Annotated in this window: 12 protein-coding genes; all 12 read left to right on the top strand. The window is 41.8% G+C overall.

The window, feature by feature from the left end:
* The first annotated feature begins 7 nt into the window (after positions 1 to 7).
* The 12 genes from DW033_RS06595 to DW033_RS06535 all read left to right on the top strand — a co-directional run bounded on the left by DW033_RS06595 (position 8) and on the right by DW033_RS06535 (position 14,753).
* Positions 8 to 367, top strand: coding sequence for an MmcQ/YjbR family DNA-binding protein (locus tag DW033_RS06595; protein ID WP_048927944.1), 360 nt, complete (start codon positions 8 to 10; stop codon positions 365 to 367).
* On the top strand, positions 354 to 1,106 hold the full coding sequence (locus tag DW033_RS06590; RefSeq protein ID WP_048927945.1) for a biotin--[acetyl-CoA-carboxylase] ligase: 753 nt from the start codon (positions 354 to 356) through the stop codon (positions 1,104 to 1,106). Before DW033_RS06595 ends, DW033_RS06590 begins: the two co-directional genes overlap by 14 nt.
* Before the next feature lie 399 nt (positions 1,107 to 1,505).
* Positions 1,506 to 4,829: a DUF6383 domain-containing protein gene (locus tag DW033_RS06585; RefSeq protein WP_122382572.1), complete on the top strand. Its 3,324-nt coding sequence runs from the start codon at positions 1,506 to 1,508 to the stop codon at positions 4,827 to 4,829.
* A gap of 1,316 nt (positions 4,830 to 6,145) precedes the next feature.
* On the top strand, positions 6,146 to 6,925 hold the full coding sequence (locus DW033_RS06580; RefSeq protein WP_005861254.1) for a ParA family protein: 780 nt from the start codon (positions 6,146 to 6,148) through the stop codon (positions 6,923 to 6,925).
* Positions 6,913 to 7,800 (top strand): ParB/RepB/Spo0J family partition protein, encoded by an 888-nt coding sequence (locus DW033_RS06575; protein ID WP_008773872.1) that lies wholly within the window; start codon positions 6,913 to 6,915, stop codon positions 7,798 to 7,800. Before DW033_RS06580 ends, DW033_RS06575 begins: the two co-directional genes overlap by 13 nt.
* Positions 7,797 to 8,507 (top strand): DUF5683 domain-containing protein, encoded by a 711-nt coding sequence (locus DW033_RS06570; protein ID WP_005866821.1) that lies wholly within the window; start codon positions 7,797 to 7,799, stop codon positions 8,505 to 8,507. The genes DW033_RS06575 and DW033_RS06570 overlap by 4 nt, the downstream gene beginning before the upstream one ends.
* 5 nt (positions 8,508 to 8,512) lie before the next feature.
* Positions 8,513 to 10,060 carry a lytic transglycosylase domain-containing protein gene (locus tag DW033_RS06565; protein WP_122382571.1) on the top strand — a complete coding sequence of 516 codons (1,548 nt, stop codon included), beginning with the start codon at positions 8,513 to 8,515 and terminating at the stop codon, positions 10,058 to 10,060.
* Positions 10,061 to 10,169: 109 nt separating this feature from the next.
* The gene (locus DW033_RS06560) at positions 10,170 to 11,189 is read left to right on the top strand and encodes a sensor histidine kinase (protein WP_005866824.1); all 1,020 of its coding nucleotides are present in this window, start codon (positions 10,170 to 10,172) and stop codon (positions 11,187 to 11,189) included.
* Between the two features lie 6 nt (positions 11,190 to 11,195).
* Positions 11,196 to 11,951 (top strand): LytTR family DNA-binding domain-containing protein, encoded by a 756-nt coding sequence (locus tag DW033_RS06555; protein ID WP_005866826.1) that lies wholly within the window; start codon positions 11,196 to 11,198, stop codon positions 11,949 to 11,951.
* Between the two features lie 300 nt (positions 11,952 to 12,251).
* The gene (locus DW033_RS06545) at positions 12,252 to 12,650 is read left to right on the top strand and encodes a hypothetical protein (RefSeq protein ID WP_005866829.1); all 399 of its coding nucleotides are present in this window, start codon (positions 12,252 to 12,254) and stop codon (positions 12,648 to 12,650) included.
* Between the two features lie 163 nt (positions 12,651 to 12,813).
* On the top strand, positions 12,814 to 13,539 hold the full coding sequence (locus DW033_RS06540; RefSeq protein WP_122382569.1) for a ferredoxin family protein: 726 nt from the start codon (positions 12,814 to 12,816) through the stop codon (positions 13,537 to 13,539).
* Positions 13,536 to 14,753, top strand: a complete 1,218-nt coding sequence (locus DW033_RS06535; protein ID WP_057326017.1) for a radical SAM protein — start codon at positions 13,536 to 13,538, stop codon at positions 14,751 to 14,753. The genes DW033_RS06540 and DW033_RS06535 overlap by 4 nt, the downstream gene beginning before the upstream one ends.
* The last annotated feature ends 12 nt before the right edge of the window (positions 14,754 to 14,765 follow it).

Genomic DNA, 14,765 nt, shown 5'->3' with positions numbered 1-14,765 from the left:
AAAAGTTATGAATATAGAAGAAGTACGTGAATACTGCCTTTCCTTGAAGAATACCATCGAGTGTTTCCCGTTCGATGAGGTATCGCTGGTCTTTAAGGTAGAGAATAAGATGTTCCTGCTGCTTCCTTTGGATGCGGAGGAGCCTCATGTCTCCTTGAAATGCAGTACGGACTATGTGGAAGAGTTACGGGAGCATTATACGGCGGTTGAGCCGGCTTATCATTTTAATAAGAAATACTGGAATAGCATTTATCTGGATCGGGATATGGAGGACGAGGAGGTTAAACGTTGGATCTTCCACTCTTACCGGGAGGTGATCGCTAAACTACCAAAAAATATAAGGGAGATTTATAATGATGAGCACTGATAATGAATCTCCCCGCATCTTGCGTGTGGCGGAAACCACTTCTACGAATAGCCTGCTTCGTGAGTTGATCATCAAAGAGTCTCTTTCGGAAGGAAGTGTGGTAGTTGCCGATTTCCAGACTGCCGGACGTGGGCAGATAGGGAATGTCTGGGAGTCTGAGGCGGGAAAGAACTTGATGTTTAGTACAGTCCTGTATCCTACGTGCATCCCGGCAAATCGCCAATTCTTGATTTCTCAAATAGCAGCCTTGAGCGTGAAAGAGACGTTAGACTTATATACGGATCATGTCACAGTGAAATGGCCGAATGATATTTATTGGAAAGATAAGAAGATTTGCGGAATGTTGATCGAGAACGATCTATCAGGGCATAATCTATATTGCTCCATCATCGGGATCGGCATAAACTTGAATCAAGCGGTGTTTCGGGGAGATGCTCCGAATCCTGTTTCTTTGTTTCAAATAATCGGTAAGGAAGTAGATCGAGAAGAGGTTTTGGACCGTTTCCTCTCTGTATTCTATCGCTATTATTTATCTCTTCTCCAAGAGGAATACGAGAATATTCGTATCCGCTATCAATCCGCGTTGTATAGAAGGGAGGGCTATCATGCCTATAGGGATGAGGCGGGAGAATTCGAGGCCTGTATCCATGATATTGAATCAACCGGGCATCTTTTGCTAGCGTTACGGGATGGAAGCATCCGTCGTTATGCTTTTAAGGAGGTTTCTTATTGTAAGTGATGTTTTTGAGCAGCGAAGGTACGTGTTATTAATATATCTAGTTCCAGATAGCTCTATGTATTATTTGCGGAAAATAATATATTTATATATTAAGGTACGTGTACATTATATATAGATCTCTATTTATTAATGAAATTAATCGGAAAATATATATCTTTTGTACCGAACAATAGTGGGTTTGTCTTTGTAATCGGTGGTTTTGTAATGAATAGTCTATTTGATTGATAAGAAAGCCTATATGGCGAGAAAAAAATGATAAAGAAGGGTTGCGCGAATCAAAGAAACGCGTACCTTTGCAAATGATGAATAAAGTCGATCGCCGTTTGTTTTGATTTTTAAGAGAGCGATCGTTGTTAAAGAGCTTATTACACTTTAGTATTAATATTAAATTATTTAATTATGAACAAAAAGTTTTCTACTCTTTTGGCTGGTGTTGCGCTTTTAAGTGCGATGTCAGCAAATGCGCAGACAACACCGGCACAAAACGTTTTGCCTACGGCAAACGGTGCTTATTCAATCGGGAAATTAGTTGAGGGTGCTAACTCTGGCCTTTTCCAATTGAAAGATGAGGCATCCGGTAAGGTCTTGTCTATGGACGAAGATGGTGTTTTATCATTGGTTGCGTCTTCCTCTACTTCCACTGGCTTAGCAAACACGCTTTGGTGTGTTACTGTTTCTTCCGAGAATCAAGGTCAAGCTCCTAAGTTCGACTTCATGAACAAGGGTACAGGTCGTATGTTGGATATCACGATGGCTGAAATTTTGAAATCTCAAAGCCAAGTGGATTTGACTCCGACTACAGGTGGAGAAATCGCAGGTTGGGCTTTCTCTAGAACTATTACGAAATTGGAAGATAAGAGACCTTTGTTCTCTTACTTTACAACTGACTCTGTTGTTGGTTTCACTACTACCAATGGTGTGAAAGTTCAGAAATGGGCAGCTAAGGATGTTCAAAATAATACTTTTGCAGCATTTACATTGCAAGCTCCTGGACAGGTTTATTTGAGCGCTAACGAGTTGAACACTATCTTTGGTAACCAAAAAGCTGATGCTGGTGTTAAGTTAGGTTTCGATAAGGATATCTTAGGTACTACTTTGAAGAATCCGTTCAACGCTGAGAAGTTCGTTGCAGCTGAATCAGGTGAAGATAAATATTTGTATGTATCTGATGTTAAGAAAGAAGCTTATTTGAAAGTTGATACAGCTTATACAAATGAGACTGGTTACAAGTTCTTAGCTTATAACTGGACGAAAAAGGGTGAGACTGGTACAGCTCTAGATGCAGTAGAGAATAGTGCTATTAAAGATCAACACAAGTTCGCTTTCCTTTATTCTCCTGCTTATGATAGCTTGTATATCTATGTAAAACAAATTACATGGAAAGAAGATAACGTTAAGTATTGGGAAGATGCTGCTGCAAATACTGGTGCTAACTGGCGTGTTTCTTTGCAGGATTTGATCAAGAACGAGACTCGTATCTTGACTGTTGACAGCAAAGACCAAAATACTCATATCTCTTTGGGTTACAAGGATTGTACAGCTGTAGAGTCTACTAAGACTTCTTTGAAGGATGGTGTATATTACATCACAAATAAGGCTGGTAAGTATTTGGCTTCTCCGATCTACAGAAATGGTGAGATCGAGTGGACAACTGTTAATGCTAATGAGCAGAATGTAGCTCATATGCCGGCTTATCAATGGGTAATCTTAAAGAAGAACGTAACAGATAAGAATAATATCTCTACTTTAGAGGTTTATAACCGTGAGTTCTCTGATGGTGTTCTTGCTGATTATACTTTGAATTTGAATAAGAAGGCTGGTGCTACTTATTGGTACTTGACAGCTGATGTAAATTATGCAAATGGTGTTACTATCAATTCTACAGATTCATTGTTCTTTGAACTTGTTCCTGCTGCTTCTGTAGCAGATTCATTGTTAGGTTACAAGAACTTGGATAAAGAAGAGTTGATGATCAACAAGTATACATTCAACTACTGGCATCCGTATGCTACAGACAAATACATCGCTAAGTCTTCAAAAGACTCTACGTTGACTGTATTAGAAGGTAAGACTGCTTTCAATTTGGATACTTTGGTAAATGACGCAGCTGCTGTTAAGGCTCAATATGGTTTCCCTGTTACTGCTGCGGTTGCTAAACGTATCAATGGATTAAAGAACCTTTACAGAACTGTTTATGTAGCAAGTAATGACAATGCTAAAAAGAATATCTGGTCTGTAAATAAGGAAGAGAAATTCAACGTAAGTCAATATTCTACTGACAATAACACGAAATTGACATCTGGTTACTACTTCAAGGAAAATAACCAAATCGATGGTAAGTGCTATCATGCTGTTATTGCTGTAACGAAAGAAGCTGGTAAATATGTGATGAAACTTACTTCAACAAAGGCTGGTGTATCTGACTATGATGGTGCTGCTACATTGAAAGCTCAAATGTTGAACGAGACTAGAACTTCTGCATTCTACATCGCTCCGGATGAGACTCCGTTGTATCGTCAATTCAACAATGCACTTCTTGGTGAGAACGTTGATAATTCAGCAGATAGCTTGATGTTTAAGGAAACTATCCGTGGTGAATATTTGATGGATGAGCATAATGGAAACTTGTTGAACAAGGATGTTGATTACGCAGGTATCTGGGGTGAAGCTAAAGCTGATGGTAAGTTAGCTTTCCGTATTGACACTGCATGGTTAACTCGTGGCGCAGGTAAGGTTAAACCTCAATACTTGGTTTCTGCTTATCGTGAGTTGATCGAGGGTGAGAAGATCATTCCTTGTACTGAGACAGGTAAGCACATCACTGCTGATGGTCAAGTTACAGACGACCCATATCAATGTGTACACGCTATTCATGTGAAGACTCCGGCATTTATCTATGGTAAGTATTTGGTTAACTACTCAGACTCTGCTGCTGCTGTTGCAGATCGTAAGGAGGCTCTTAACCCATACTTGTTCAATACGAAGGCTGTTTCTAACAGTAGCTACACTCGTGTAGGTTTCGTTCCTGCTGTTCAATATGGTGATACTTTGTTTGTCTTGACTGGCAAATACAAAGGTATGACTGCTGATCAATTGAAGAATGAGGGTATCGAGGCAATCAGCGCTGACTACCATAAGAACTATGCTAAGTTCATCAATGTATTGACAGGTGACAAGCACAAGAACGTAACTTGGTCATTCCGTTATGTAAATCCGGATAAGGCTGCATTAGCTTATTTAGATGGTGAAGAGGGTGCGAACAACTCATTCTTGATTGAGTCTAATGTATATGGTGCAACTGATAATCAATATCAGACTGTAGCTGGTGATGTTGCTAGTGCGATTGCTCCGACTAAGAAAGCTGCTTGGTTGAAGATGCACAATGGTTGCTTAGTATTGACAGATGCTAGCTCTAGATTTGATGCCGCTAAGACTGGTGGTGATGGTGCATTAGTATTCAATGCTTATCCTAAGACTGATGCTGATGATATGGTAACATCTAACGATAACATCAACAATGTTGAAGGTGTATCTGTAGTAGCTGGTAACGGTACTGTAACTGTTCAAGGCGCTGCTGGTAAGTCAGTAGTTATCACTAACATCTTAGGTAAGGTTGTTGCTGAGACAGTTCTTACTTCAGACAACGCAACTATCGCTGTACCTGCTGGTATCGTAGCTGTAGCTGTTGATGGTGAAGAGGCTGTTAAGACAATCGTTAAATAAGTAGAAAACTGACCGGATTTCCGTAAGGAAAGACACAGTTCATAAGATAGAGCCCCGTCGATGTATTTCGGCGGGGCTTTTGTGGTTTTGCCTATTTGCCTGACTGTAAGCGAAACCGCAGTTATCCGAACTTTTTGATGGATAAATGGGGATATGCGTGATAAAGCCCTCTTGTAAAGACGCAGAAATAGAGGGAAAGCGGTGGCTTCAACGGGCGTTTTTGACAGGAAAAGTCCCCTTTTTGCACACGATAGGCGGTTAAAGCATATGCGATAGGTCGCGTTGGGCAACGCCAGTAGTGCCGTTGGGCATCGTAAGTAGTCAAGAATAGGGTTGTCAATACTCTAGAATGGGCATCGTAACCCTGTTACTTCCCGGTCGTAACCCTATGGAATCGCCCGAAGAACTCAATGGATATGAATTACGATGAATAAATCTCGCTAGAATGAAAGGTCGTTTTTCGATAAAGGATTGTTATGCAGATGATTGTCGAATTTTTTTCTCGTATTTGCGCACGAACTGTCCGTATGCCCGGAAAAATCGATTCTCCGGGAGTTGATATTACAAATTGTCAGAATGATAATTGCGAAAATCCTCAAAGGGGAAGGCTAAGAATAAATAAATAAACATTGCTGATGTATTTTGATGAGCCCTTTTGTTTTTCGATATGAAAATATATTCTAACTTTGCATTAGTCACTAGGCTTGCCTGTGATTAGAGAATTTTCTCGAAAGTCGGGTTATTCTTCGTAATTATCCGGTAGAGTATAAGAAGATCTCCTCTTTTTTATTTTCCAGTGTGATGATGGAGTGCATTCCACCTTTGAGACTTATCGCTTGATTTAATGTAAAAGACCTCTGCTTACGGAACTAGAGTATAACTATAGGTGGTCTGGAAGTATTTGGAAAATCAACGTATAGAGGAACTAGCCTGTAGGACGGACGATAATTACCATACCGCTATTATTAAGTTCAAGAAGCCTCTCACTTTTAAAGAAAGCGCTGTTCTCCATATAAAAACAAGCAATGATGACGCAAAAGGAGATGCTCTCTCGTCCGGACGCAGGGTATTATTATCGTATTGATTGGGAGAAATAAGATGTGAGAGGAGCCTCTGTTTGTTTAAAACTTCGTTATCATTTCCAAAAAAACACCTATATACCAGCCTTATAACCCTCTATTTGATTTATTCTGCTTATATTTGCGAGTTATCAACAGTTAGGGCGATTTATCAACAAAACAAGCATTGTTTTGATTGAACCCTGTTTGGTTCAGTTTTTAATGTTTAGTTTTGCCCTCGAATTAATTAGGTATAGTATGGGAAAGATTATCGCTTTAGCAAATCAGAAAGGTGGAGTCGGGAAGACAACCACCACGATTAATCTGGCTGCGTCATTGGCCGCTCTTGAGAAAAAGGTGCTGGTCGTAGACGCTGATCCGCAGGCGAATGCCTCATCCGGTCTGGGTGTGGACATACGTAATGTAGAACTTTCTATCTATGAATGTCTGGTAAACGGTGAGGATGCGAGCGGCGCTATCACACAGACTGAAGTGGAAGGACTGGATATCATCCCCTCTCATATCGATTTGGTGGGAGCGGAGATTGAGATGCTAAACTTGGAGAATCGTGAACGGATCTTGAAGCAGATATTGACACCGCTGAAAGAGAAGTACGATTTTATCCTGATCGACTGCTCTCCTTCTTTGGGATTGATAACCGTGAATGCCTTGACAGCCGCCGATTCGGTGATTATCCCGGTACAATGCGAGTATTTCGCCTTGGAAGGTATCAGTAAGCTGCTGAACACGATCAAGATTATCAAATCAAAGCTGAACCCGGCGCTGGAGATAGAGGGATTCCTCTTGACTATGTATGATTCCCGCCTGCGTTTGGCGAACCAGATTTATGAGGAAGTGAAACGTCCGTTCCGCGATTTGGTATTTACTACCGTGATCCAACGAAACGTGAAGTTGAGCGAGGCTTCCAGTTACGGTAAACCTGTCTTATTGTATGACGCGGATTCGAAAGGATCTATCAACCATATGCAGTTGGCACAGGAGATTGTTGAAAAAAATAAAGGATTATGGCAGCATTAAAAAGATCGGCGTTAGGCCGTGGATTAGACGCGTTAATTACGATGGATGACCTGAAGACAGGTGGTTCATCGTCTATTAGTGAGATCGAGTTAAGCAAGATCCAGCCTAATCCGGAACAACCTCGATCTGTCTTTGAGGAAGAGACCTTGGAGGAGTTGGCTACCTCTATCCGCTCGTTAGGCGTGATACAGCCGATTACGTTGAAGGAAATCGGCCCCGAGCAATATATGATCATCTCTGGCGAACGCCGTTATCGTGCGTCGCTTAAAGCAGGTTTGGAGCGTATTCCCGCTTATATTAAGACGGCGGCCGACGAGAACGTGGTGGAGATGGCTTTGATAGAGAATATCCAACGAGAGGACTTGAACTCTATCGAAATCGCGTTAGCTTATCAAAAATTAATCGATAATTACGGCTTGACCCAAGAGGGGTTGAGCGAAAGGGTTGGAAAGAAGCGTGCTACGATCGCCAATTACCTTCGTTTATTGAAACTTCCGGCCGAGATCCAAGTAGGATTGAAGGATAAGAAGATCGATATGGGACATGCCCGGGCATTGATCCCGGTGGATGATCCGGAGGTTCAATTAGCTTTATATGAGCAGATATTGGCTCAAGGACTCTCCGTTCGTAACGTGGAGGAGATGGTGCGTAATATAGCCGAGGGAATACAACCGGAATTGCCGGAAAAGAAAAAATCGGATCGTAAGCCGATACTTCCGGAAGAGTTTAAATTGCTGAAAGATCATTTGTCCCGTTACTTCAATACGAAAGTCCAGTTGACTTGCAATGAGAAGGGAAAAGGTAAAATTACGATTCCTTTCGCCACGGAAGAAGAGTTGGAGCAATTGATCGGGTTACTGGATAAATTGAAATGAGAAATCGAATCATACTCCTTTTGATCGGATTCATGTGCTATGCCGGGATGGGTAACGCACAGGAGGATAAGACGGAGAAAGCCGTTCCTGCTATAGTTTCCGATTCCGTGGAGGTAGCTGCCCCGGATTCTACCGTGCAAGCCGTCTTGATGGCGGCCGATTCGGTGGGCGTACCGGAAGTGAAGATGAAGCTGGCTTTTAAGCCGAATCCGACAAAAGCGGTCTTGTTCGCCTTGGTTCCGGGTCTGGGACAGATCTATAACCGGAAATATTGGAAATTACCGATCGTTTACGGTGGTTTGATGGGATGTATGTATGCCGTGACTTGGAACAACAAGAACTATAAGGATTATTCGACAGCTTATAAGGATATCATGTATGATGCCGCTAAGAATCTGGAAAATCCGGATGCTTGGAGTAAAAGTTGGCAAGACTTGACTTCCATGGCTCCTGAGGATGCGATTAATAATTCAAATTTCAAGGATCAATTGAAAAGACAGAAGGATTATTTTCGTCGATATAGAGACTTGAGTATAATTATTACGGTCGGGGTGTATGCGTTGAGTATCGTGGATGCTTACGTGGATGCCCAGTTATTCGATTTTGATATATCACCGGATTTATCCTTGCATTTGGAGCCGGTTGTTAGTCCGAAGACGAGTGTCACGCCTCGTACTTACGGATTGAATTGCAGTCTAAAATTCTGATATACATGAAAAGATACCTGCTAGCACTCATTTGTTTAAATTGTTTGGTCTCATTGGTCTATGCGCAGGAAGAGACCCGAATTGAGGAAAAAGATACCTTAAGCTCGCTGGAGTCTGAGGTCGGATTGATTCCGGAAAGCTTGGATGCGAACGTGGATAGTTTGCTCCGTACTTGGCATGTGCAATATTTCTCAAAAAGAGAGGACTTTTGCCATGATGACGACGAGAATGTCTATTTCCCGGATTCGGTCTATATCGACCGCCTGTCTAGGCTTCCCAGCGTGATCGCTTTGCCCTATAATAATATAGTGCGTGATTGTATTGACTTATATGCGGAGCGTAAACGAAATTTAGTGCGTTATATGCTGGGGATGGCGGACTTTTATTTTCCGATAATCGAGCAGGTGTTAGATGAGCATGGCCTGCCTATTGAATTGAAATATCTCGCCGTCGTGGAAAGTGCCTTGAATCCGGTAGCCCTCTCTCGTGTGGGCGCTTGTGGTTTATGGCAATTCATGCTTCCTACGGGTAAGAGCTATGGCTTGGAGATTAATAGCTTGGTGGACGAGCGCCGGGACCCCTTGAAAGCGACCGAGGCCGCTTGTAAGTATTTCAAGGATATGTACGCTATCTATGGGGATTGGAATTTAGTGTTGGCATCTTATAACTGCGGGCCGGGCAACGTGAATAAAGCGATCCGTCGTTCGGGGGGCAAGACGGACTTCTGGGATATCTTCCCTTATTTACCGAAAGAGACTCGTTCATACGTCCCCTTATTTATCGCCGCCAATTACGTCATGAATTATTATTGCGAGCATAACATCTGTCCGATGCAAACCAGCTTGCCGTTAGCCACGGATACGGTCATGGTGAATAATGCCCTACATTTGCAGCAAGTATCGGATCTATTGCAAGTAGATATTGAGACGTTGCGTGCGTTAAATCCACAATATAAAAGAGACATCGTTCCGGGTAATACCCGCCCTTCGGTTTTGAAACTACCTGCGGCAGAAACCTATGCTTTCATTGATAAAGAAGATACGGTCTATATGCATCGGATCGAGGAACTGTTGGCGAATTGCATTTCTGCGAATAACTCTAATGGCTCTTTACCAAGTGGTGCGACCCGGGAAAAAATCACCCACGTGGTATTGAGTGGTGAGAATCTTTATACGATCGCTAATCGCTATGGAGTGACAGCGAAAGATATCCGTAAATGGAACGGGCTAGGCTCCAACCGGGTAGCGAAAGGAAAACGGTTAAGATTATATGTAGATAATGGGGGTGTCGCTTTTGCCTCGGCTTCGACTAAAACGACAGCGAAACCTGCGGAGAGGTCTTCTACCGCTTCAGCCTCGGCTAAAAAGATAACCCAGCCCTCATCTGCCACGGACCAGAAAGGCTTTGTGTCTTACAAGGTACGATCCGGAGATTCCTTGTATTCTATCTCGAAAAAGTATCCGGGGGTTAGTACGGCGGCTTTACAGAAAGCGAATGGTTTGTCCAGTCCTGATATACGTCCGGGTCAGGTATTAAAGATTCCTGTTGGATAGCAGGTTGCTTTTTCGTTTTCAATCTTCTTTTTTTCGTTTTGCTTCAAACAATGAGAGAAGTCGTGAAAAATTGATGTTACTTTGTATTTTGAAAAACTATAGGATATTTATGAGTTCATTTGAGACATCTATTTCACGTAAGCTCCCGCTGGTCAGCTTGATTAGCGCAATCTTTATTATCTATACGAATATTGCGTGGATACCTTGGGAGTTGAGTTTTCTGAGCAAGTCCGAGTACTTTGGGTTCTTTGCGTTTTTCACGTATCGTTTTCTATTTTTCTTGACGTTCATCTATCTGTTGCTTCGCTATAATCTGGGTAAGCTCCAGACATCATTGTTTACGAAACGGTTATGGAAGAATTTCTTGTTTTCCTTTATCGCTTATCTGTTTTATGCGACGATATCTTTCGGGATCTCATTTTGTACTCGTAAGACGGATTGCATGGGAAGTATCTTGATCTTCCAGTTCTTTGTTACTTGTCTGTTGTGTACCTTTATCGGATATATATCGATGCTTTTCACCAAGCAACGGGAAAAAGAGCAAGAGATAGAGAAGTTGCGCATCGAGAGTTTGCAGAGTCGGTGCGATGCTTTGGCTAACCAAATAAATCCTCATTTCTTTTTCAATGCCTTGAATGGGATCTCCTCCTTGATCCGGAAAAAGAACGATGAGCATACGTTATCTTATGTGACAAAGTTATCTGATATTTTCCGTTATATCTTACAGAGTGATAAAAGAGGGTTGGTTGCCTTGAAAGAGGAATTGATGTTCATTGAGGCTTTCCGCCATGTGATGGAGGTGCGTTTTGCCAATAAGCTGACTTTTACGATCGACATTCCCGAAGATAAGTGGAATTTGCGGATACCGGTTCTTTCTTTGCTTCCTTTGGTGGAGAATGCTACCGTACATAATATTATTGATAGTGATCATCGAATGGATATACGGATAGAGTTGAATGAGCGAATGGAATTAGTCGTTACGAACCCTATTTATCCAAAGTTGACACCTCCCGATACAAATGGGACTGGACTAAAGAATTTGGAAAACCGTTTTTTACTGTTAATGGATAAACAAATAAGGGTAGAATCAGATGAACAAATGTTCAAGGTCTATCTTCCTTTAAAATAATGCTATATGAAAATATTGATCGTAGAAGACGAGACTGCCGCCTATGAGAATTTGGCAGATATGATACTGAGCTTGGATTCTTCCATAGAGATAATGGGGAATACGGAGAGTGTCCGGCAAACGGTTCGTTGGCTGCAAGCCAATCCGAAACCGGATTTGCTATTTATGGATATTCATTTGTCGGATGGTTCCGCTTTCGCGATCTTTGATCAGATAGAGGTGGAGACTCCGATTATTTTTACGACAGCGTACGACCAGTATGCGATTGATGCGTTTAAGGTGAATAGTATAGACTATCTATTAAAACCCGTAAAACCAGAGGAACTAAACCGCTCATTAGAGAAATTCAGTAGATGGAACCAACAGGATGTCTTACACTATTTATCTCAATTAACGCAATTGTCTTTAAGCCCGAAATATAAGGATAAATTGTTGATACCTGTCAAGGATAAACTATTGCCTATTGGTTTGAATGAGGTATCTTGTTTCTATACGGCGGATAAGAATACTTATATTTATTTAAGGAATGGAGGTTCGTATCCGTATGCTAAAACATTGGAACAAATTATATCTTCGTTGAATCCGGCGGAGTTTATTCGTGCGAATAAACAGTTTATAATTTCCCGTGACAGTGTAAAGGATATTACGATTTGGTTTGATAGCCGTTTATTAGTCACTCTCGATATAGAAGTCCCTGAGCGAATTTATATTAGTAAAAATAAAGCATCCGAGTTTAAGTCTTGGATAGTCAGTCAAGAATAGTACTTAATATCAATGCCGGTTCATTAAGAATCGGCATTTTTTTGCTGTTTTCGTGTTGAATCCCGTTTTTTTCCCTTTCGTCATAAACTAGAAACAATTCACCATCTTTGTAACAGAAACAAAGAGATGTATTGATGATATGTAAGTTGATATTTCTCAAAGTTATCATACTATAGAATAGGTTAATGGTTTGGTAAAAGGATTGGTCTGAAGTCGAAAGAATGTTTAGGCTATCTTGATTAGGATTGGTTGGTTGTTTTGTTATGTTATTGATTTTTTAATAGGTAAATTTTAGGTATTATGAGAAAGTTATTTATGGCAGTAGCGATTTTAGGTATTAGTGCTACAGTAAGTTTTGCGAAAGCGCAATGTGTGAATGAAAATGGTAATAAAGAACCGTTTGCGGTAGAGTTCGGCAAATTAAGTTCTTACTTGGATTTGACCCCATCTCAGATGGATGAGGTATATGACATTAATGAATATTTTAAAGGACAACAAAAGGAAAGCTTGAGTAGAGACACGAAACGTCAGGAGGAGCGATTGCAGAAAGCTGTTTATGGAAATCTGAAATTGATGAAAAGTGCTTTGAGCGATAATCAGTATCGTAAGTATGTCACATTGTTGAATGTTACTAATAATAATAACCGATTAACTGGCGCTGTGACATTTACGGATATTTACTTGGCTGATAATAAATGAGTGTAACCTTAGCTTGATGTGATGTTGACAAGAAGGCGGTTTCTGTATGGTACGGAAATCGCCTTTTTTCGTGATAAGTACTCAATTTTTCGCCTTGCGCCGGATGCTGTACTAGTGTTTGGATATTGTTTGTAATATTGCGAAAGACGAATAATAATACTTGATGGAAATGCTATATAATAATAGAGTTACGATTTGTACTTGTGCCTCCCGCTCTTTTATAGATAAGGAGAAAGTGGTAAAGGTGGCGGCCTTTTTAAGGCAAGAAGGATATGATGTGGTAGTAGAGCCTGATCTATGTGAGAAAGTGAGGGAGAGAACATCGGATTTGCCGGATGTCGCCTCATCCACGATTATCGCTTGCTATCCGAGGGCGATCCGTTCCCTTTTCACTTCCGTGGGAATGGAAACTTCTCGTGTATTGGATATCCGGAATGAGGGTATGGAAGCGATTTTGGATTCTTTCGGATTCGCATATGAGGTTAGTCCCGTAGAAATGGAGGAAGAGGAGGTTATTCGCCAGTCGGTATCTTCTTTTCCGGTCAAGATTGGTGTCGATGCTTGGTATCCTACATTGGATAAAGAACGTTGTACGGACTGCGGTAAATGCCATGACTTCTGCCTGTTCGGTGTTTATACGATAGAAGACGGTGTCGTAACTGTAAAACAGCCCCAGAATTGTAAGAATAATTGTCCGGCTTGTGCCCGGATGTGCCCGAATAAAGCGATTATATTTCCCAAATATGAGAAATCTCCGATCAATGGGGGTTTGAAGGATGAGGAATTGGCGGTTTCCATCGATGCGAAAACGGTTTATGCGGATACACTTCGGGCACGTTTGGCACAACGAAGAGCCGGTGTCTCTTTCTTGAAAAAAGATAATCAATGAGATTTAACGAATACATAGCGACTGCAAGGACCTCTTCACGGATATTCAAGGAATGTTCGCCTCGTCTGATATGGAAGTTCATGTACAATTTCGGTTGGCGTAATTTTCGGAACATGGCCGCATTTGAGAAGCGACAAGCATTAGGCGCTCCGTTTTTCCCCGCATTCGTGATGATATCCATCACGGAGAGTTGTAATTTGAGTTGTAGCGGTTGTTGGGTCTCTGCCGGTGGCAGGAAAGCCCTCTCTATAGCCCAATTGAATGGTATTATAACCGAAAGTAAAAGACAAGGTTCTTATTTTTTCGGGATACTGGGAGGAGAGCCTTTGATGTATAAAGGTCTGTTGGAAACCATGGAGAAACATTCGGACTGCTACTTCCAATTGTTTACCAACGCTACTTTGCTGACAGAAGAGGTGGCCTTTCGCTTAAAAAAGATGGGAAATGTTACTCCTCTGATCAGTATCGAAGGATTGAAAGACGAGAGCGATATCCGCCGTGGGAAAGATGGCGTATTGGATCGTACGATCCGTGGAGTGCGTGCCTGTCGGAAAGCCCGTTTGATTTTCGGTGTAGCTGCCAGTATATGCCGGAGTAATTATGAGGATTTGGTGAGTCGGGCCCATATCGAACGGATGGCTAGGGAGGGTGCGCTCTATTTGTGGTATTATATCTATCGTCCGGTGGGAGCGGTTCCTAATGTGGAGAATGCGTTGACTAAGGAGCAAATTAGGGATTTCCGTCGGTTTATTGTCGAGCAACGGAGGGATGCGCCCTTGTTTATTATCGATACTTATTGGGATGATAAGGGAAAAGCCCTATGTCCGGCGGCGACGGGTATGAGCCATCATATATCTCCGTCGGGGGCGGTCGAGTTTTGCCCGCCTTTACAGATGGCTAGGGACTTTATTAATGGGGATGCCTCAAACTTGGTGGAGCTATTCCGTGATTCAAGGTTTTTGGCGGATCTGCGGAAAATGACAGCCGAGACATCCAGGGGCTGTATCCTTTTGGAAGATCCCGGAAAAATGTGGAGATTCTTGGAACAACAGGGTGCGATAGATACTACGACTCGGGGTACGGTAAGGGAGGAATATCAGAAAATGAACCCGGTTCCCGGTCATGATATGGAAGGGGAGGAGATTCCCGAGCAGAATGTTTTTTACAGACTCTTGAAGAAGAAATACTTTTTTGGATTTGGAGCTTACGGTTAATCTTTGAGTACG

This window comes from Parabacteroides sp. AF39-10AC (assembly GCF_003635405.1).
In the GTDB taxonomy this organism is placed as follows: domain Bacteria; phylum Bacteroidota; class Bacteroidia; order Bacteroidales; family Tannerellaceae; genus Parabacteroides; species Parabacteroides distasonis.
This window is presented reverse-complemented; position numbering and strand designations above follow the sequence as displayed.

Coding starts and splice junctions, on each gene's coding strand:
- DW033_RS06540 (WP_122382569.1), top strand. CDS start 12,814: ATGGAAATGCTATATAATAATAGAGTTACGATTTGTACTTGTGCCTCC.
- DW033_RS06555 (WP_005866826.1), top strand. CDS start 11,196: ATGAAAATATTGATCGTAGAAGACGAGACTGCCGCCTATGAGAATTTG.
- DW033_RS06575 (WP_008773872.1), top strand. CDS start 6,913: ATGGCAGCATTAAAAAGATCGGCGTTAGGCCGTGGATTAGACGCGTTA.
- DW033_RS06565 (WP_122382571.1), top strand. CDS start 8,513: ATGAAAAGATACCTGCTAGCACTCATTTGTTTAAATTGTTTGGTCTCA.
- DW033_RS06560 (WP_005866824.1), top strand. CDS start 10,170: ATGAGTTCATTTGAGACATCTATTTCACGTAAGCTCCCGCTGGTCAGC.
- DW033_RS06545 (WP_005866829.1), top strand. CDS start 12,252: ATGAGAAAGTTATTTATGGCAGTAGCGATTTTAGGTATTAGTGCTACA.
- DW033_RS06535 (WP_057326017.1), top strand. CDS start 13,536: ATGAGATTTAACGAATACATAGCGACTGCAAGGACCTCTTCACGGATA.
- DW033_RS06585 (WP_122382572.1), top strand. CDS start 1,506: ATGAACAAAAAGTTTTCTACTCTTTTGGCTGGTGTTGCGCTTTTAAGT.
- DW033_RS06580 (WP_005861254.1), top strand. CDS start 6,146: ATGGGAAAGATTATCGCTTTAGCAAATCAGAAAGGTGGAGTCGGGAAG.
- DW033_RS06590 (WP_048927945.1), top strand. CDS start 354: ATGATGAGCACTGATAATGAATCTCCCCGCATCTTGCGTGTGGCGGAA.
- DW033_RS06570 (WP_005866821.1), top strand. CDS start 7,797: ATGAGAAATCGAATCATACTCCTTTTGATCGGATTCATGTGCTATGCC.
- DW033_RS06595 (WP_048927944.1), top strand. CDS start 8: ATGAATATAGAAGAAGTACGTGAATACTGCCTTTCCTTGAAGAATACC.